Annotated in this window: 20 protein-coding genes and 1 rRNA gene; 7 read left to right on the forward strand and 14 right to left on the reverse strand. The window is 33.8% G+C overall.

Annotated features, from left to right (window positions below; translation table 4 throughout):
- Positions 1-78 precede the first annotated feature (78 nt).
- The 9 genes from tpiA to K4L35_RS01580 all read right to left on the reverse strand — a co-directional run bounded on the left by tpiA (position 79) and on the right by K4L35_RS01580 (position 5,445).
- Positions 79-813 (reverse strand): triose-phosphate isomerase, encoded by a 735-nt coding sequence (gene tpiA / locus K4L35_RS01540; RefSeq protein ID WP_221617821.1) that lies wholly within the window; start codon positions 811-813, stop codon positions 79-81.
- A 159-nt stretch (positions 814-972) separates the two neighbouring features.
- A complete protein-coding gene (locus K4L35_RS01545; protein ID WP_221617822.1) occupies positions 973-1,275 on the reverse strand; it encodes an MMB_0454 family protein in 303 nt (100 codons plus the stop codon).
- Entirely contained in the window at positions 1,275-1,838 is a 564-nt protein-coding gene (gene efp / locus K4L35_RS01550; protein ID WP_221617823.1) for an elongation factor P, read from the reverse strand. The genes K4L35_RS01545 and efp overlap by 1 nt, the downstream gene beginning before the upstream one ends.
- A gap of 224 nt (positions 1,839-2,062) precedes the next feature.
- Positions 2,063-2,809: a peptide chain release factor N(5)-glutamine methyltransferase gene (prmC, locus tag K4L35_RS01555; RefSeq protein WP_221617824.1), complete on the reverse strand. Its 747-nt coding sequence runs from the start codon at positions 2,807-2,809 to the stop codon at positions 2,063-2,065.
- A gap of 1 nt (position 2,810) precedes the next feature.
- Positions 2,811-3,890 (reverse strand): peptide chain release factor 1, encoded by a 1,080-nt coding sequence (prfA, locus tag K4L35_RS01560; protein ID WP_221617825.1) that lies wholly within the window; start codon positions 3,888-3,890, stop codon positions 2,811-2,813.
- 64 nt (positions 3,891-3,954) lie between these two features.
- Complete coding sequence (locus K4L35_RS01565) at positions 3,955-4,107, reverse strand: hypothetical protein (RefSeq protein ID WP_221617826.1); 153 nt, start codon at positions 4,105-4,107, stop codon at positions 3,955-3,957.
- A 9-nt stretch (positions 4,108-4,116) separates the two neighbouring features.
- Complete coding sequence (locus K4L35_RS01570; protein ID WP_221617827.1) at positions 4,117-4,491, reverse strand: hypothetical protein; 375 nt, start codon at positions 4,489-4,491, stop codon at positions 4,117-4,119.
- Entirely contained in the window at positions 4,484-4,972 is a 489-nt protein-coding gene (locus K4L35_RS01575; RefSeq protein WP_221617828.1) for a DUF4231 domain-containing protein, read from the reverse strand. The genes K4L35_RS01570 and K4L35_RS01575 overlap by 8 nt, the downstream gene beginning before the upstream one ends.
- Positions 4,972-5,445, reverse strand: coding sequence for a hypothetical protein (locus K4L35_RS01580; protein WP_221617829.1), 474 nt, complete (start codon positions 5,443-5,445; stop codon positions 4,972-4,974). The genes K4L35_RS01575 and K4L35_RS01580 overlap by 1 nt, the downstream gene beginning before the upstream one ends.
- Positions 5,446-5,620: 175 nt before the next feature.
- Here K4L35_RS01580 and K4L35_RS01585 point away from each other — a divergent pair, with 175 nt between their 5' ends.
- The 5 genes from K4L35_RS01585 to K4L35_RS01605 are packed head-to-tail and all read left to right on the forward strand — an operon-like array spanning position 5,621 to position 11,047.
- On the forward strand, positions 5,621-6,565 hold the full coding sequence (locus K4L35_RS01585) for a LacI family DNA-binding transcriptional regulator (RefSeq protein ID WP_221617830.1): 945 nt from the start codon (positions 5,621-5,623) through the stop codon (positions 6,563-6,565).
- A 26-nt stretch (positions 6,566-6,591) separates the two neighbouring features.
- The gene (locus tag K4L35_RS01590; protein WP_221617831.1) at positions 6,592-7,416 is read left to right on the forward strand and encodes a deoxyribonuclease IV; all 825 of its coding nucleotides are present in this window, start codon (positions 6,592-6,594) and stop codon (positions 7,414-7,416) included.
- 57 nt (positions 7,417-7,473) lie between these two features.
- Entirely contained in the window at positions 7,474-9,123 is a 1,650-nt protein-coding gene (locus tag K4L35_RS01595) for a ribonuclease J (protein WP_221617832.1), read from the forward strand.
- 2 nt (positions 9,124-9,125) lie between these two features.
- The gene (locus K4L35_RS01600; protein WP_221617833.1) at positions 9,126-10,694 is read left to right on the forward strand and encodes a hypothetical protein; all 1,569 of its coding nucleotides are present in this window, start codon (positions 9,126-9,128) and stop codon (positions 10,692-10,694) included.
- Positions 10,694-11,047: a thioredoxin family protein gene (locus K4L35_RS01605; protein WP_370629452.1), complete on the forward strand. Its 354-nt coding sequence runs from the start codon at positions 10,694-10,696 to the stop codon at positions 11,045-11,047. Before K4L35_RS01600 ends, K4L35_RS01605 begins: the two co-directional genes overlap by 1 nt.
- 32 nt (positions 11,048-11,079) lie before the next feature.
- Here the strand turns inward: K4L35_RS01605 and K4L35_RS01610 are convergent, their stop codons facing one another.
- From K4L35_RS01610 to K4L35_RS01625, 4 genes are read right to left on the reverse strand one after another with little or no spacing between them, the layout of a single operon-like run.
- Positions 11,080-11,778: a hypothetical protein gene (locus K4L35_RS01610; RefSeq protein WP_221617834.1), complete on the reverse strand. Its 699-nt coding sequence runs from the start codon at positions 11,776-11,778 to the stop codon at positions 11,080-11,082.
- Positions 11,778-12,515, reverse strand: a complete 738-nt coding sequence (locus tag K4L35_RS01615; protein ID WP_221617835.1) for a hypothetical protein — start codon at positions 12,513-12,515, stop codon at positions 11,778-11,780. The genes K4L35_RS01610 and K4L35_RS01615 overlap by 1 nt, the downstream gene beginning before the upstream one ends.
- A gap of 4 nt (positions 12,516-12,519) precedes the next feature.
- Positions 12,520-13,665, reverse strand: a complete 1,146-nt coding sequence (locus K4L35_RS01620; protein WP_221617836.1) for a hypothetical protein — start codon at positions 13,663-13,665, stop codon at positions 12,520-12,522.
- Between the two features lie 3 nt (positions 13,666-13,668).
- Positions 13,669-13,908 carry a hypothetical protein gene (locus tag K4L35_RS01625; protein WP_221617837.1) on the reverse strand — a complete coding sequence of 80 codons (240 nt, stop codon included), beginning with the start codon at positions 13,906-13,908 and terminating at the stop codon, positions 13,669-13,671.
- A gap of 116 nt (positions 13,909-14,024) precedes the next feature.
- On the opposite strand from K4L35_RS01625, the gene K4L35_RS01630 reads away from it, so the two are divergent.
- Positions 14,025-15,212 carry a phosphopentomutase gene (locus K4L35_RS01630; RefSeq protein ID WP_221617838.1) on the forward strand — a complete coding sequence of 396 codons (1,188 nt, stop codon included), beginning with the start codon at positions 14,025-14,027 and terminating at the stop codon, positions 15,210-15,212.
- Positions 15,213-15,403: 191 nt separating this feature from the next.
- Entirely contained in the window at positions 15,404-16,369 is a 966-nt protein-coding gene (locus tag K4L35_RS01635) for a bifunctional oligoribonuclease/PAP phosphatase NrnA (RefSeq protein WP_221617839.1), read from the forward strand.
- 194 nt (positions 16,370-16,563) lie between these two features.
- Here the strand turns inward: K4L35_RS01635 and K4L35_RS01640 are convergent.
- A 23S ribosomal RNA gene (locus K4L35_RS01640) occupies positions 16,564-19,459 on the reverse strand.
- Positions 19,460-19,739: the final 280 nt, after the last annotated feature.

Raw genomic sequence — 19,739 nt, forward strand, 5'->3', positions numbered from 1 at the left:
CTTTTTTCCTATTCACAAATTTATTAACAATTAACCGACAGTATACAAAAAAGAAAAAAACGCAATATGCGTTTCTTACTATTTTCCTAACTTTAATAATGACATGAAGCTATCCACTTCTAGTGAAGCTCCACCTACTAAGAATCCGTCAATACTTGCTTGTGAGTGTAGCTCAGCAATGTTTGCTGGGTTAACACTTCCACCATATTGCACAACTAAGTCTTGTGATGTAATTTCTTTTACGTATGAACAAATGTCTTGAGCAATTTCAGGTGTAGCAACTTTTCCTGTACCGATAGCTCAAACTGGTTCATATGCAACAATAACTTTTGTTAAATCTAAGTCTTTAAGAGATGCTAAAGTTTGTTCTTTAACAACTTCTTTTGTTTTGCCTGCTTCGTATTGCTCTAGTGTTTCACCAACACAAACAACTGGTACAAGTCCGTTCGCCAATGCTAACTTAGCTTTTGCGTTAACTTGTTCATCAGTTTCATTGTGATAAGTTCTTCTTTCTGAGTGACCAAGAACAACATATTTTGTTCCCAAATCTTTTAACATTGAAACGGCAACTTCACCTGTGTAAGCACCTTTTTCATGTAATGACATATCTTGAGCTCCTAGAGAAAGAGCTGAAACTTTGTTGTCTTGGAAAGCTGCTAAGTTTGTGTAAGGCACTGCTACACCGAACTCAACTGCTGAATCAACTAAATCTTTTTGAGCTTCATATTTAACTGCAAAATCATTTAAAAACGCTTTAGTATCTGAATAAGTTTTGTTCATTTTTCAGTTACCAATGATTACTGTTCTTTTCATAATATCTCCTTGTCTATGTGACTTATATTTAAATTTTATTAGATTATGTTTAAAACGGTGAAAAATAGCTTATAAAGCTATTGAAAGTATGTTTACACATGTTTGAATTAAAATGTCTGTTTTATAGTGATAAACAAAAATCAGAACAACGTTCTGATTTTAAAATTGACCTAATAAATAAATTTGAATGTTTTTAGGCTTTACACCGATTAAGTAAAGAACTTGTTGTTCTACTTCGTGAATAAGGTTTTTAATTGCTGATTCTGTATCAACTTTGTTTGATACTTTAACATCAAGAAAAATGTCAACGTTGCTGTTATTTTTAGCTAAACTCACCCTTGGCTCGTTTACTAAACGGTATTTTGAATTTGTTGAAAATACGTGATTTACAGCATCTAGGAAAGCCCCTTCTTCAACTTTATAATATTGATTCAAACTGTGGTTAACTAAAACTACGTTCATTATTTGTTGTTTTTACCTGCGTATTTACCTGTTTCTGTAGAAACGATAATTACGTCACCTTCTTTAATGAACATAGGCGTTTCAAGCTCGAAACCTGTTTCAAGAATAACTTTCTTTTGTGGGTTAGTTGTTGTGTTACCCTTAACAGCATCTGGAGCTGTTTCAACTCTTAGGTCAACGTTTGCTGGTAGTTCAATGTCAAGAACTTCGTCTTGGAACTTACGAATTTGAACTTCTGACCCTTCTTTTAGGAAGTTAAGCTCTCATTCCACGACTTTCACTGAAATTTCGATTTGTTCATATGTTTCATTATCCATTAAAATAATGTTTTCACCATCTGAGTATAGGTAATTCATACGACGCTTGTCGATGTGTGCAGGCTTAACTTTATCTCCACCTGTATATGTTTTAAGTGTTGTTGATCCTGATCTTAAATTTTTAACTTTAGCTTTAACGTTTGCTTGACCACGACCTTGTTTTGAATGTTGAGCTTCTAAAACAACGAAAATATCGTCGCCGTCTTGGAATGTGATTCCTGGTTTAAATTCGTTAACATTAATCATTTTGACTCCTAATTGCTTTTTAAATTTAATAAATTATACCTGATTTAAATTGAAAAAATAAAGCTAAAAAGGGATTATAAGTCTTAAGTGCAGTTTTCTAAATGGCTACAAAACAGATCTTTTGGCAACTTTTCATTAAAGTCTTATAACTGATTTTAAAACAAAATAAAACTAATTAATTAAATTGAAATTTGTAACAAAAAAATCCCCTATGAGGACTTTTATTATCTTGATTTGTATCTTAAAACGATTTTGACAAATCTTGCTTTTCCATTGATGTCAGTAAAGATTTGTAAATCATAAGCTCTTGAAAGTATCTCTCAAAAATCAAAGTGCAGAGGGTTAATTTCAAAATAAATTGTTCCACCATCTTTTACATAGCTTTTAGCTTGATCCAGGATTTTGTTGTAAAACTCCATTCCGAAATCTTCAGCAAAAAGAGCATGATGAGGTTCATGATCTAAAACACTTGGAGACATTTGAGATTTTTCTTCATACCCTATGTATGGGGGGTTTGAAAATAAAATGTCAAACTTGTCGTCTTCACTTTTGATTGTCTTTTTAAAAGCATCAAATAAGTCAGACTGTACAAAGTTAATTCAAGTTCCGTTGATAGAAGCATTAATTGTCGCTTGATTAACGGCATCTTTATCAATGTCAGAACCAAACACTTGTAAATCAGGTCTAGCCTTTTTAAGAGCAATTGCTATAAAACCACTTCCAGTGCATAAATCAAGAACTTTGGCATTCTTTTTGATTTCGGGCAAGAATTTTAATACCATTTCTTCGGTTTCATATCTGGGGATTAAGACTTTGTTTGAAAGGTCTATTGTAACTCCTGCAAGTTCAACGTGTCCGATAATTTTTTGTACAGGTGTGTTCTTATCTAACAATTCTTGTTCAGCTTCGCTAACAACTTCAGGTAGACCATATCTTCTTTTTTCTAAAAGTAAATCTTCTCTAGTTGGCATATTAAGAAAGTCCTGCTTCTTTTATTTTTTCGTTTTGTTCTTCTGTTAATAGAGCCTCGATGATGCTGTTCATTTTTCCATCCATTACTGGGCTAAGACTTGTTGAATATGAAATTCTGTGATCTGTAACACGATCTTGAGGGTAATTGTAAGTTCTGATTTTTTCACTACGTGCACCTGAACCAGCTAATTTACGATATCCTGATTCTTCTTCTTGTTTCTTTTGGATTTCTAAATCGTAAAGTTTTGATTTAAGAATTCTCATTGCAAGATCTTTGTTTTGAATTTGCGATTTACCCTCTTGACAAGAAACAACAATACCAGAAGGGAAGTGGGTAATTCTTACGGCACTATCTGTCGTATTAACTGATTGACCACCATTACCACTTGATCTGAACACGTCGATTCTGATATCTTCTGATTTAACTTCAATTTCAACTGTATCATCAATTTCTGGCATAACAGTAACTGTTGCAGTTGAGGTATGCACACGCCCTTTTGTTTCGGTAACAGGCACTCTTTGTACACGGTGTACTCCTGATTCAAATTTTAATTTTGAATATGGTTTTTCGCCAGTAACTGAAAAAGTGATAAGCGTGAATCCTCCTGATTCTGCTTGCGTTGAATCTAGAATTTTATATTTCATATTATTTTGATCACATCATTTAGAATACATTCTGAATAAATCACCTGCAAAAATGTTGGCTTCATCACCACCTGCTGCTCCACGAATCTCAACAATAACGTCTTTTGTGTCATTTTCGTCTTTTGGAAGGACTAAAATCTTTAGTTCTGCTTCAAGCTCTTCCATGATTCTTTCTGAGTCTTGGATTTCCATTTTGGCTAAATTAACCATTTCTTCATCTTTTTCAGAAAGCATTTCTTTGGCTGTATTTAAGTTGGATTCAGCATTTAAGTACTTATCAAAAGCTTCAACGATGTCAGAAATTGAATTCATTTCTTTATTGATTCTAGTGTATTTTTTAATGTCCGAAATAACCTCTGGGTCGTTGATCATTTTGTCCATTTCTTGATATTTCTCTTTAATATTTTTTAATGATTTGTACATTGTTTCTTGCATAATTTTTAAATTATAACACATCAAAAAACAAAAAAGCCAACAGCGTTGGCTTTGTGTTTTAAGTTTATTGTAAATAGTAAAAGACTCCACCAAAAATTGCTAGAACTGCCCAAAGCACAAGTGCTCAAAAAAACAATTTAGCTGCTGCTTGGATGACTTTCAATACAACAAAAACTATGACTATTAAGGCAAGAGCACCAAGTATATATAAAAGCATATTTTACTCCTAAAGTGATTCAGTTAATGAATCAACCTCTTCTTTTGTTAGATATTCAGCTTTCTCAATTTGAGAAAGTGCATTTTGATTTTTTTCTAGATTATCTTTGATTTTGTTTTTGAAGTTTGTAATGTTCAAAAATGACTGTAGAGCAATTATAAAAGTAACTACGGCCGTAATTATTGCTATTGCAACAAATAACGCCATTGTTTCGATTGGAAACTTGTTGTAACGAATTGAATATAGGTTTAAAAGGATAGTTAGCGATGAAATAATGATCGCTGTAATACTTAAAGCATAAAAGATGTATTTGCTTTTACGTTCTTTTGATTGCACTTTTTTAAAGTAAAAAGGGGAAGGATTTTTTTGGTTCTTTTTAGGCATTTTTCATCTCCTTGATCTCTGTTCTCAAGTATCTTTCACGATTTGTAATCGTTAACGTTCTTTTATAAAGTGTGTAAGCTTTTTTATCTTCGCTAAGTCCTGCATAGTAGAATGAATTACTTTTAAAAAGTACGTACTCGAGCCTGATTTTTGTAATTTGAGATTTATAATTTTGAAATTTTTGGTTAACTACAAAAAACGCCAAAATCGCTGATATAAAGCTTGTTACGCAACTTGCTCCAGTAATTATGAAAATGTAATTTGTAGACTCGTTTAAAAACGTTCGATATGGATTTAGGCTTGGGCTTTCATAACCTGTATTATTGTTACCAGCTAAAAATAGGGCTGCTATTACTGCTAGAAACAGGGCTATGAAAATAGAAAGTAAATTCAGTGTGTAATAAAGAGCACCATAAACTAAAATTTTTCTTTCAACGAGTTTCTTTTCCCTTTCAAAGAAGTGGTATGGACTGATTTCCATTAGTTCCCTTTCTGCTGCAACTTACCTGCAACTACCTTTGCAATAACTAACTTTTTCTTTTTATTAACACTAACTCAAAGTTGTTCTAAATATTCGTTAAGTTCTTCAATTGTGATAATTTCTGAATGATATTTAATGGCTAAATCTTCGATTGTGTTCTTAACTTTTTCATACTCCCTGTATCTGGCGTTTACTTTATAAACTTCAATAACTATTGTCAAGACGAAGGAAGCAATAATAAAAACGACTAAGATGACTAGCAGCAAGAATGAAACATCTTCGTATCAAACGTAATCTTTTGTCTTTTTGATTATTTCTATCAGCTTAAATAATGCTGTAATTGCCAACGAAATGATCGTTAAATTTAAGACTAAAATTGACAAACCAAGCATTTTGTCGGTAAATGCGTACCATTTTAACCTTTTCTGATCTTTTTCAATTTTATTTTTCAAAGCTTTTATAATTTGATTCATATTTATATTTTACACAATCAAAAGCAAGAAAAAATCAGGATTCACACTTTAGCAAAATAGCCTTAAATAAGACAGATAAACAAAAATAATATTTAGTTTTTATAAAAAATTTTATTTTCAGTAAAAAACTGCTAATGTGGAAATTTTTTCGCTATTCTAATATAATTTAAATACTATGAAAAGCATTTCCTACAAAGATATATCAAGATTGGCTAACGTTTCGATATCGACTGTTAGCAGATACTACAACAACGGATACGTTTCGAAAAGAACCAAAGAAAAAATTGAAAGAGTTGTTCAAGAAAATGAATATTACCCAAACCACGGAGCAAGGTTAATTAGAGGGAAAGATTCAAGCATTTTTATCATTATGCCTGAATGAGCACAAAGCATTTACATCTCAATTTCGAACGGAATTATTCAAGCAGCTAAACTTAGAAAAAAGAAAGTTCACATGAGCTTCTCAGAATCAGGAACAAAAGAATATATTGAAACAATCAAATTTATTCTTTCATGAAAACCAACATCAATCGTTGTTTTTACACCTAACTGTGATAAGGAGCTTGCAGATTTTCTAAGAAGTATTCAAGACGTTTCAATCGTTATTTTTGGTCACGAAGTGGACGGATTAAACTACGTAAAAATTGATGAGGAATATGCTTTTTATAACCTGACTAAAGCTTTTTACGCTGCTATCGTCGACAACAAAAAAATGATGTTTGTGTCTGACGCAAAGCTTGATCCAATTCAGCTAAAAGATAGACAAACAGGATTTATAAGGGCCTGCAAAGAATTGGGTGTCGATCACGAAATCTATTATTTAAAAGCGAAATCAAAAAACACAATCTTCGAACTTAACAAGTACACAAGAAAAGAAAGTATTTCAAACCTTGTTTGTTCAACTCATGAAGTCTTTATTGCTCTTAACGCATTAGGAGATGAAAATTTAAGATTAACGGATTTTGGATACCAGTCAATCTACGATTACATCAGAACCTATAAATCAAAGATTTTCGTCGATTACCCAAGTATTGGATTTGATATTGAAAACATGATTCTCAACCATTCAAGCGATAATGTTTTAAAGCAAAAAATTATTAAGCCAAGGATCATCAGCTAGATGATTTCTTTTTTTAAGGAGATAAAATGATTAAAATCGGTAGTCACATTTCTTTCAAAGCTCCCAAGTACTTGATTGGAGCAGTTGAAGAAAGTATAGAAAATAAAGCAAATTGTATGATGATATATCTTGGGGCACCTCAAACGACAAAAAGAGTAGATATTGAAAAATACAGGATTCCTGAATATAAAGACGCTTTCACAAAATACATTTCACCTGAAGATATTGTTGTACACGCACCTTACATTACAAACCCTGCAAACCCTGATAAGGCCAAATTCGCAAGTGATTTTTTAATTCAAGAAATCCAAAGAATGAACGCTATTGGATGTAAGTATTTAGTATTACACCCAGGTTCTCACACTACTTACAGCATTAAAGACTCGCTTCACGCGCTGATCGATTCATTGAAATACATTCTTTCGAAAACAAAAGATGTAGTAATCTGTTTAGAAACTATGTCAGGAAAGGGTAGCGAAGTTGGTCGTAATTACGATCAGATAATGTACGTTATTAAAAACGTGATTTCAGACAGAATAAAAGTTTGCTTAGATACATGTCATATCTGAGATGCAGGTTATGATTTACACAACTATGATCAATTTAAAAAGGAACTTAAAGAATCAGGAATCTATGAACACCTAAAAGTTATTCACTTAAATGATTCAAAAAATCCATTAGCTTCACACAGAGACAGACATGAAAATATTGGTTTAGGATATATTGGTTTTGATACACTTCGGAGAATTGTGCATGATCCCGATTTTGATGAAATACCAATTATTTTAGAGACCCCTTGAGTTGATAATAAACCAATTTACAAAGAAGAAATTAAGAAATTAATGAGCTAATTTTTAGTTCATTAATTGTTTATAATTAAACAAATTAAACATACATGAAGGAGAAAGATGGCACATGTAAATATTTATAGCCTCGGTGGCTTGGATGAAAATGGTAAAAACTGCTATGCCCTAGAGGTAAATGATGAAATATTTGTCGTTAATTTCGGTGCTAAGGTTCCTATCAATTCGGTCAATGGTGTAGACACATTGATTCCAAATTTTGATTACTTAGAGAAAAACAAAAATAAAGTTAAGGGAATTTTTATAACAGATATTAAAAACGAAAGTTTTTCAGGTCTTCCTTGACTTTTAATGAAGCTTCCAAATGCAACAATTTATTCATCTCCGTTTAATAAACTTTTAATTTTAGATCGTTTAAGCAAATACAGATTAAACCACACAAAATACAAAAACGAAGTTCTGGTTAAAGAGACTAAAGTTGGTAATATTTCTGTCAAACCAATTAACGTCGCAGGAAGTCTTCCTGGTTGTATAGGATTGGATTTTATAACACCTGATGGTGATGTAATTTTCATGTTTAACTTTGTTAAAGCAGATTTAGGAATTTACGGTAGAACAGACTATGACGAGATCAAGCGTGAACTTAAAGACCGTAAAGTTTTAGCGCTTGTCGCTGACTCAGGTCATTCAAACTATGCTGGATACTCAAAAAATAAAATCGTATTACCAAATTCAATTAAGCAAGCTTTTGTAAAAACACCTAAAAACAAGAGAATCATCGTTGGTGCTTACGACGAAGAAATGTATGCTCTTCAACAAATTTTAGATTTAGCAAAAGCTCAAAATCGCCCTGTTGTTACTTATGGAAAAACATATGCTCAAACTTTATTTTTGATTAAAAAAATAAAAGGTGAAAAAGAGTTGCCACAAATCATTGAATACAAGGATCTCAAAAAATATCCAAACGCAGTGATTTTGGTTACTGGATCAGTAGAACGTCTTTACTCAAGATTTTTAAGAATTGCAGGAGGTAACGATGTTTTACTAGATCTAAGAAAAACTGACGCAGTACTTATGATAGCTCCACCTGTAAATGGTTTAGAATCAACAGCTGCACTTTGTCTAGATGATATAGCACGTAATACACCTCACGTTCACGAAGTTACAGGTTCTGAATATTATTCGCACAGACCTGCAAGGGAAGATCTTTTAGAGTTAGTTGAAAAACTACAGCCCGAAAATTTCATTCCTGTTCAAGGTCTTTACAGATATTTAGTTGATATCAACAACGCAATACTGGCTAAAAAAGATAATAAAACTAATCCTATTCTACTTTCACAAAACGGAAAAATTGCCCACTTTGTTGATGGCAAACTATTCAGCGTTAACGGTAAGATTAAAAACGTTGGCGACTTGATTATAGATGGTTTCGGAGTTGGAGATATTTCAAGCGAAGTTATAAACGAAAGAGAAATGCTGGGTAGAGATGGTTTAATTGTTGTTAGTTTAATGTTTAATACTAAAACAAAAGAAATTTCACCAGATTTTCACATTAACTATGTCGGAATAATTGATAGAGATGACCGTCCTGAAATGAATAAAATAATTAGTCAAACAATTGTTACAATCATCGAAGAAGAGAGCTTCGAAAGACTAAAAGACCTACAGGAAAGACTTAGAAGATCAATCAGAAAGAAAGTTTACAAAAATTGCGATAAAGAACCAATGATTGCAATTACTTTTAACACATTGTAAAAATGAAGATTTTTAAATCAAACAAAAACCCATATATGGAAACTGATAAAGTCAAAAAGATTAATTATTTTGAATATTTTAGACTTCTAAAAAACGTTTCTATTTATAAAAAACTAGGTCTTAAAAACTTTGAATACACAACTGATAATCAGCGTATTTACTCTAAAAAAGTAAATCTTGTAGCATTTATCGCCAAAATGTTGGGGATCGTAAGTCTTTTCATTCTTTTTAACATTTTAACTTTTGTGGACATTTCCTTTTTAGGAACACTTTATAAATATTCTTTCGGTTTGTTATTTGGAAACACAATTATCATCGTTGGTGCCTTTGTTATAGTTTGATATGCATTTTCGTTATACGCTCAAATGAACAAACAGAAACTAATTTCTTTCTTTTCAAGAACAAGAAAAGTTGATGTTTTTGTCTTCAGAAAACAATTGCTTATTTTCTTCATATACGCATTTTTTATAATTACACTAATTCAACACTTAAGTCATTATTATGCTAATAATTACAACTTTGAGTTCAGCCCTTCTCAGGTTAACCTTTTTAAAGAAGGATGGTTTAAACTTTACAGTTCTCAAGGACCTAATGTTTCAAATAATATTGGCTATTTACTAGACACTATTTATAATATTCTTTACTACATTTCGGTTTCAAGTATTTTGCCATTCCTTTTACTTTTAGCCCTTATTATCGTTGGCTTTCTTCACGTTGTGTTTATAAAACCAACAACATTTTTCAAAACATATTTATCAAAAACTCTGACAATTAAAAAAATGTTAAGGGTAACAGAAGGAAACAAACTTCCTTTCTATATGACAACTGATACTAGAAAGTATTATGACTTTTTATTCTACACTGCCAAAACTTTAGGTTTAAATATTGAAAATACTTCATTCTTTGAACTTCAAGTTTCAGCAATAAAGAATATCCATTATTTAAACTTCGCATATTTCTTACAAAAAAACGAAGAGTTTAATAATAATAAACAATCAAATATTCAACCCAGAACAAAAAAAAATATAGTTAAAATTGAAGAGGAAAAAGTTGAATCTTCCTTTGAAACAAATGAATACGAAAAAGCAATAGCATCTCCAATTGTCGAGCAAAAAACAATAATTGAACCTACAGAGCAACAAAAAACGCCAGCTTCAAACGAATTGCTTCAGACAAACACACAAAAAGAGTCCAATTATGACGACTTGCAGATGTATCTATCAGAAGAAGATACAGATTATGAGGAAGTTACCGTCACAGAATCAGAAAGTGATCTTGGTGATTTCTTTGTTGAATTGGATGATGATCAAGTAAATCTTGCCAAAGAGCCTGTAAAACAGACTCAAGTACAAAAAGAAGAACCTCAAAGACCAAAGCTATTCAAACCTACAGTAATCGAAGAGGAAGTAGTCTTAAAGGAAAATCCTAAAGCTAAAAGATTTGGTGATGAGCTTGAAGTAAGAAGTGATGTAGAAGATAAGCTTACAAATAAAACAGATAAAAATACAAAAGATAAGGTGGACTCAATTGAAGATTTCTTAAGTAGTATTTCTCCAATTGATAAAAAATAATGCAAAAGCTAATATGAAAAGAAGCTCAGGAAAGAATCGCTTCAACAAAAGATAAGCTTATTTTCTTAGAGTTTACAACTGAGTGATGTGGAGACTGCAAGATGATGGCTCCCGTGATTAACCAAGTGGAAGAAGAATTTAAAGAAAATAAATTTATTGAGTTTATTAAAGTAGATGCAGAGGAAGCTCAGCTATTTAGAAATCCCGATTCTAAGTGAAAAGTACTAAGAGTTCCAACCCATCTTTTAATAAAAAACAACGAAATTCTTAACAAAGGATATGAATACTATCCAAAAGAAATCATCGCTAATTGAATCGAAAATGCCTTAGCTACAGTAGAAGATCACAACTAGTGATCTTTTTTTATAAAAAAAACTAGGAGCACCTAGTTTTGTGGATTATCGTTAGGATCAAGATCAAACTCATCAATGAGTTTATCTAATCTATATAAATGTCTATGTTTTATAAAAGTTCTTCAACCCAGAACTCGCCAGTATAAAGATCTAACAAAATAATCTCTTTCGATGTTGTCTTTTAATTTATAGGCTTTATAAATCATGAATCTAAAAAAGATATGTTCTCCATCACCAGATATTTTTAATCTAAAATCATCTATTTTAGAACAAGAAGGAGCATGTTTGCATTCTCTTAACTTAAATACATCAGATTCACAATATGATATTTTCGAAATCGCTTTAGATATTTTAGAATCGTTTTGGAATAAATATATCAAGTAAAAAGCAATTATTAATATTGCAGGATATAACGGTATTGCACAAATCAGATAAATTGTGAAACCAAAATTTGGTTCCATGTAAGAATTGACAAAAACTCCAGACATAAACAAGAAAACTAGAATCGCTCAAGAGACAAGCGAACAAGTAAGGAACGCTTTTTTAAGTATTTTTCTCTGAAGAATCAACCCTTTTAAAACACCTTTTTCTAAGCTTTGATTTTGATCATAGACATTCATGATCTCTTTATTCAAACGTCTCAAGGCTATATTTATTAAAAACAAAAGAATGAAATAAGTTAGCGAAACGAAAGTAAAACCCATTATCGATATAATTTGAGCTAATCTCATTAACTTTTACCCCCTTGCTCTTCGGTGTCTTTTTGTATTAATGTTATAACCTCTCTCACGCAAAGAATAATAAAAGGCGATGTAGTATTTTGATTGATTTGCGAAAGTCAATTAAGAAAAATTAAAACATTTTGCAAGTCGTCAGAAGTTTTCAATTTTTTATATATAAACTTACTCAAATTTAAATACATTTCTTTTTTAAACCAATAGAAAATTGATTGTGGAAAAAATCTTTGTTTTTTAAGATCTTCCTTAGATAATTTCAGTCTTTTATAAACTATAACATCATCATTTTCTACCATATGTCTAAAAAATCGAAATAAATTATTTCTTGCGTAAGTTATTTTTCGAATGTATCAAATTACTCACGCGACCAAAGGTATAAAAAGTAAAACTGCTAAAACAATGAAGAATATTACTATAACTCAATAATCAAAAGTTCTAGAATAAGGTAAAAAACGGAAAAACCCAATAGCAAAAGTTCCAAAAAAAGCAATCGGTACGAGCATGATCCTGAATCATGTACCTTTGAGTGTATTCATAAGGGCTTGATGACCTAATAAAACTCTGGAGTTTATGCTCAAATTTAATTCTTTGGCTTTTAAAAAAGCATAACCTGTTTGATTTTTAAGATCAAAAGTCGACAAGCACCAAGGTCACATAACAGTAAAAAGAACGGTAGCCATTGAAAGAAGAAAGAGGCAAAAAGCAACTGTATTTATTGTTTTAATATCCATAAATCTAACCCAGATTATCCTTTTTCGTTTTATTTCTTATTGTTCTTATGTATCATTCGTTTAATTTTGAGTTAAAAACTTTTCTAAGACCTTTAGTATATAGTTCTTCATCACTTTTAGAAAGTAACTCTTCAAGAGAATAGTTTTTGTTTTCGTTCATGTTTCTGAAAATAAGATTTTTACCACCCTTGCCACCATCTCAATAAAACCCAGTTTGTCTGGTTTCGTGAATAACGACTCAAGAGATAGAATCATCCTTTTTCTGCTCTAACTCCTTAGTTAAGGAATCAATACATTGTAATAGGTTTTCACTAAACTTATAAACCTTAGATAGATTTGCATTCGAATCCCTCAAATGCATATAAGAAAAAAAGGTATCAGATGCACCCAAAAAGAATGAAATCTTATTTAGAGCTAAAGAAAATTTTTCAGAAGCTTTTGGTCAGGTAGGTTTAAATTGTTTCACTATACCATCTTTTTTTATTGCATCTATAGTCATTGCTGTTTGTGCTGCTGCAACTCCTCAAGACATTGGAGAAGTAATATTATTTCACATTCTTTCAAACGCTTTTAAGGGCGTTTCCCCTATAAATAAAGAATTAAATGCAGAGTCCAGTGTTTTTAAATTTTCTAAGTGGTTTTCAGCTTCCGTTCTTTTTTCACTTAAAACATAAGTAGTGACAGAAATAGGTATTGAAGCTAATGAAAGACCAGGAACAAAGAATCCAAGACCTGCACACAGAAGATTTGTGACTGATACAGCGAGAATTGATATAGAAAGTGAATTGACAAGTTCGGCGTTTACAATTATTTCTTCATTTAAGATTCTTCTAGTTGCCTGATGTTTTTCAATCAAGTTTTTAAGTCTTTGAATCTCCATTCCGTATTGTTTAGAGTTATTTTCGTCATTTTCATTTGAAACATTTATAGCATAATTTTCGTATCCTGAACGAACGAACCTGTGTGTCTCAAAATATTTCTTTCTATTTTCAGACGATTTCTTTTGTTTCTTGTTTATAAGATTTATCTCTTTTTTAAGTTCTTTTTGAAATATAGGATAGTATTCATCTACTTTTTCTTCAAAATTATTAAGTCAGTCATCGATAGTATAACCATTTTGTTCAATACCAAACTGAATGATTCTCATCATGATTTAGGAATACATTTCTTTGTCTAAAAGGTTAGGTAAGTTTTTGTTCCCTCCCTTCATATTTATAGATGTAAGTATCAAATCTTCTAGAAAGGATGCTCTTATACTTTGATAAAGTTGATCTTTATTTTCAAATTTATTTTTCTTGAATTCTATTGGAACAACTGTAGAGATAGCAACTTCAGAAAAGTCATTGATTATCTGCGCATTGTTGATCGCGTTAATTAGTGACAATTTGCTCATTATTTCCTCCTTTTATACATATTTTAAATAATAAACTATGGAAAATATTGTGGAAGTTTATTCCACATTAATAATTGAAGTAAAATATATATAAATAAAGTATTTAAGGAGAAAAAATGCCAAAATTTAACCGTGTTTTCATGATTGTTACTGATGGTTTAGGAATTGGTCCCGATAGAGACCAAAACGCTTTTGGTGACAAAGGTGCAAACACAATCAAATCAGCCTCGATGTCTGATGATTTTAAAATTGATAATTGAAAAAAACTTGGAATTGGTAATATTACAGACTTAAACGGTAATTACCATGTACAAAAACCACTTGCTTACATGGCAAAAGTGCAAGAAGTGTCGAATGCGAAAGATACTTTAGCAGGACACTGAGAAATGATGGGAATTAAAACAAATGTTCCGTTTCCTACATACGCAGAAAACGGATTTCCTCAAGATTTAATTGATGCTTTATCCGAAGCTTTTGATGGTCGTAAAATTATTTGTAACAGAGCAGGAAGTGGTACAGAAGTTATTGATGAATATGCAGCTCAGCAAAAAGCTGATGGTTCAATTATAGTGTATACATCAAATGACTCAGTATTACAGATTGCAGCTCACGAAGAGTGAATTGGATTAGAAAACCTTTATAAATATGGTAAGTTAGCTCGTAAAATTTGTTCTTCAAAACCAGAATGAAACGTAGGAAGAATCATTGTTCGTCCATTCGTCGGTGAAGAAGGGGCTTACAAGAGAACATTTAACCGTCACGACTATGCAAACCAACCACGTGAAATGATTTTAAACGACTTGCAAAAACAAGGTGTAGAAGTAATTAGTGTTGGTAAAATCAACGATATCTTTGTAGGTCAAGGAATATCAAAACACTATGCTAGTGGTAGCGATGCAAAAGGGATGGATATTACAATTGACTTAGCAACACAAGATGGTAAAAATCAATTCATTTTTACAAACTTAGTTGAATTTGACTCTCACTACGGACACAGAAGAAATGTGCATGGATTTGCAAAAAATATTGCCAATTTAGACCAAAAACTAGGAGTGTTACTAAAAGCTCTAAAAGAAGACGATCTTTTAATTATGACTTCTGATCATGGAAACGATCCTTTATATCCAGGGTTCAACCATACAAGAGAATACCTTCCAGCTACAATTTACTCAAAATCATTTAAAAAACCAAAAGTTCTGGATACATTCCAAGGACTAGGAACACTAGGAAACATTGTTGCTCGCAATTTTGGAGCTGAAACTGTCGTTGAAACAGGTGACGATGTATTCGATAAGTTAGTTTAATTTAAACAATTAAGTGCTCTTTGTCAATGAGCACTTTTTATTTAGCGATGAGTTAACCTCCGTATTTAAGACAAAATTGATCACATAGCAACCGACTCATTCAGGTGGTTGTCTTTCCATTTTTTCCAATTGCTAACGCCTTTTGCGATATGGTTATATAATAAAAGGAGCATAAAATATTAAGGAGAACAATGAAAGTTGGAAATTCACAAGTTGCAATTGATGCAATTAAAAAATATGATTCAATCATTATTTTTCACCACATTAGACCTGACGGAGATTGTCTAGGATCTCAAGCAGGTTTAGCTGAATTAATTAGAACAAACTTTCCTGAAAAGAAAGTGTATACAGTTGGAAACAATCAAAATGTTTTTAACTTCATGAACTATCATTTTGACAAAATTGAAGATGTTGATTTTAACAACTCTCTAGGTGTTGTTGTAGACGCTTCTTCTGGTGACAGAATTGAATGTTCAGAATTACTTTACGAAAACAAAACAACAGCAAAACTAAGAATTGATCATCATCCAAATGATTCTGACATAAAGTATGACTATTTATGAGTTGATGAAAAATACGTAGCTGCTGCAGAAATGATTGCTCAAATAGCTAAAGACGGTAACTTTGAAGTTACACAAAAAGCATCAGCTCACATTTACTTAGGAATTAATACTGACTCAGGAAGATTCTTATATCCTGATACATCAGCAAGAACACATGAGTTAGTAGCGTTCTTGATGCAAAACGGTTTTCACCCTGATTCTATATTAAAGGAATTAAACAAAAGATCGATGAAAGATTTACAATTTGTAGGTGAAATCTTGAGTGGATTTGAAAAAGATGGTCGTGTTCTGTACTTCAGAGTTACTGATGAAGTAATGAAAAAACACGGCATGAATAATCTGGAAGCTGCAATATTTGTAAACGAGTTAGCAAATATTGAAGATAACCGTTGCTGAGCATTTTTCATTCAATTAGAAGACGGAAAAGTTAGAGGTAGATTGCGTTCAAACGGTCCACTTGTAAATGAAGTTGCTCGCAAATACAACGGTGGTGGGCACGACAATGCAGCAGGAATTACAATTGATTCTTGAGACCAAATGCCACAAGTATTAAAATACTTAAACGACTGCATCGCAGCTTGAGAGAGCAAATAGTTAAATATATCAAAATGATAAGTAGACACTGAAGGGTGTCTATTTTGTTTATCTTTTTCTAAGTAGTCGAAACCTTAAGGTGTTAATTAGGAATGCATCAAAAAAATAAAAAAAAATAACCCTCCGTGGGTTTTGATCTTTGAAAACTGAATAGTTAGGATTTTAATTCATTAAAATGTGTTAAAATTCATCACACTTTTAAACCTATCAATTTATTAGTAATGGTCAGCTGAATGTATTGCTACACGTACACTTCCATCCTATCAACCTCGTAGTCTACAAGGAATTTCAAGGGAATACTCATCTTTGAGGAGGCTTCCCACTTAGATGCTTTCAGCGGTTATCCTTTCCACACTTGGCTACCCTGCTATGCTTCTGGCGAAACAACAGGAACACCAGCGGTGTGTCCACTCCGGTCCTCTCGTACTAAGAGCAGCTCTCATCAATATTCCAACGCCCACATCAGATAGGGACCGAACTGTCTCACGACGTTCTGAACCCAGCTCGCGTACCGCTTTAATTGGCGAACAGCCAAACCCTTGGAACCGACTCCAGCTCCAGGATGCGATGAGCCGACATCGAGGTGCCAAACCTTGCCGTCGATGTGATCTCTTGGGCAAGATAAGCCTGTTATCCCCAGGGTAACTTTTATCCGTTGAGCGACTGCCGTTCCATGACGTACAGCCGGATCACTAAGTCCTGCTTTCGCACCTGCTCGACTTGTAGGTCTCGCAGTCAAGCACACTTCTACCTTTGCGCTCTGCATACGGTTTCTGACCGTATTGAGTGTACCTTTGAACGCCTCCGTTACCTTTTAGGAGGCGACCGCCCCAGTCAAACTACCCACCACGCACTGTCCCCCCACCGGATTACGGCGGCAGGTTAGAAATTCAACATACCAAGGGTGGTATTTCAAGGATGACTCCATTAAGACTGGCGTCTTAACTTCAAAGTCTCCCACCTATCCTACACATGTTAGGCCAAATTTCAATACGAAGTTGTAGTAAAGCTCCATGGGGTCTTTTCGTCTTGATGCGGGTACCCAGCGTTTTCACTGGGACCATAATTTCACCGAGTCCAATGTTGAGACAGTTGAGAGATCATTGCGCCTTTCGTGCAGGTCAGTATTTAGCCGACAAGGAATTTCGCTACCTTAGGACCGTTATAGTTACGGCCGCCGTTCACCCGGGCTTCATTTCAACGCTTCGCTTAAAGCTAACGCATCCACTTAACCTTCGGGCACTGGGCAGGCTTCACCCCCTATACATCACCTTGCGGTTTAGCAGAGAGCTGTGTTTTTGATAAACAGTTGCCCCTCACAATTTACTGTGGCCCATTCAAGATGGGCTCCCCTTCTCGCGAACTTACGGGGTCAATTTGCAGAGTTCCTTAACATTGGTTTTCTCGCTCGCCTTAGAATACTCATCTTGGGAACGTGTGTCCGTTCTCGGTACAGGTATCAATAACTTTAAACGTTTAGAAACTTTTCTTGGAAGTGTGAAATCACAAAATTCGTTACTCGTCGCCTTTCACTATGCATCACATCTCCCGGTTATACAATGCGCATTTTACTACATTGACCAGTTGATGCTTACCCCCAAATCCAATAATGGGTATTGCTATCCTTCTCCGTCATTCCATCACTAGTTATTGACAGTACAGGAATATTAACCTGTTGTCCATCGGGTACGCTTATCAGCCTCCCCTTAGGTCCTGACTAACCCTGGGTGGACGAACCTTCCCCAGGAAACCTTTCCCAATAGGCGTCGCGGATTCTCACCGCGAATCGTTACTCATACCGGCATTCTCACTTCTTAGCGCTCCATATGTCCTCACGGTCATACTTCATTGCCCTAAGAACGCTCCTCTAACGTACAAAATGTACCCGTGGCTTCGGTATCGTGTTTTAGTCCCGTTACATTATTGGCGCAAGTTCTCTTGACTAGTGAGCTATTACGCACTCTTTAAAGGATGGCTGCTTCTAAGCCAACCTCCTAGTTGTTTATGAAAACTCACAACCTTTCTCACTTAACACGATTTTGGGACCTTAGCCGACGATCTGGGTTGTTGCCCTCGCGAGCCGGGACGTTAGCACCCCGGTTCCGACTGCATGACAATTCACAATGGTATTCGGAGTTTGATTATAGTCAGTACCGCTAGGCGCGGCCATTCCATATTCAGTGCTCTACCACCAAAGTTTAACATCACACGCTAGCCCTAAAGCTATTTCGAGGAGAACCAGCTATCTCCAAGTTCGATTGGAATTTCTCCGCTATTCACAAGTCATCCGGGCACTTTTCAGCGTACTACGGTTCGACCCTCCACTTGGGATTAGCCAAGCTTCAGTCTGCTCATGAATAGATCACCTGGTTTCGGGTATATGTCAACATACTAAAGCGCCCTATTAAGACTCGATTTCTCTACGGCTCCGCTTTTTTCCACTTAACCTCGCATGTTAACATAACTCGCCGGTCCATACTGCAAGATGTACGCCATCACGCTTTAACGCGCTCTGACTAATTGTAAGTATACGGTTTCAGAATCTATTTCACTCCCCTCCCGGGGTTCTTTTCACCTTTCCCTCACGGTACTAGTTCACTATCGGTGTCTGGTTAGTATTTAGCCTTACCGGATGGTCCCGGCAGATTCAGACAGGGTTTCACGTGCCCCGCCCTACTCAGGATACAGTCAGAAGATTGTGCCATTTCGCATACGGGAGTTTCACCCTCTATGCTTGTGTTTCCCAACACATTCTGCTATAACACAATTTTGTAACTTCATGTAGACTGTCCTACAACCCCAACATATGTTGGTTTGGGCTCTTCTACGTTCGCTCGCCGCTACTGATAGAATCATTATTTATTTTCTCTTCCTGTTGCTACTAAGATGTTTCAGTTCACAACGTGTCTCGCTCAACTAACTATTTTATTCATTAGATGGCAGCTAAGCTTTCCCTTAGCTAGGTTCCCCCATTCGGAAATCCCCGTTTCATAGCGCATATCCAGCTCCACGAGGCTTATCGCAGGTAATCACGTCCTTCATCGACTTCCAGACCCAAGGCATCCACCATATACTCTTACTTATTTAAAAGTACAATATTTACCTATTGTTGATGTATTTTAAGACATTTTAATGAATTATTAAATGTTAAATTTAATAATTAACTCGGTATCAAAACAAATAAGACTTTTACTTTATCTTTATTTATTTTTTGATGTCGTTGTTATATTAAAATATTTTAATTAACTATTCAGTTTTCAAAGAACAAGAGAGAATGTTCTCTCAAAACTAGATATATTACTATTGGGCTATTAACAATAGCACATGACGCATTTAAATAAAATAGCCATTCTGTTAAGTGTGTCGTTGA

Origin of the sequence: Mycoplasma sp. Ms02 (genome assembly GCF_019720735.1) — a bacterium.
In the GTDB taxonomy this organism is placed as follows: Bacteria; Bacillota_I; Bacilli_A; order Mycoplasmatales; family Metamycoplasmataceae; genus Mycoplasmopsis.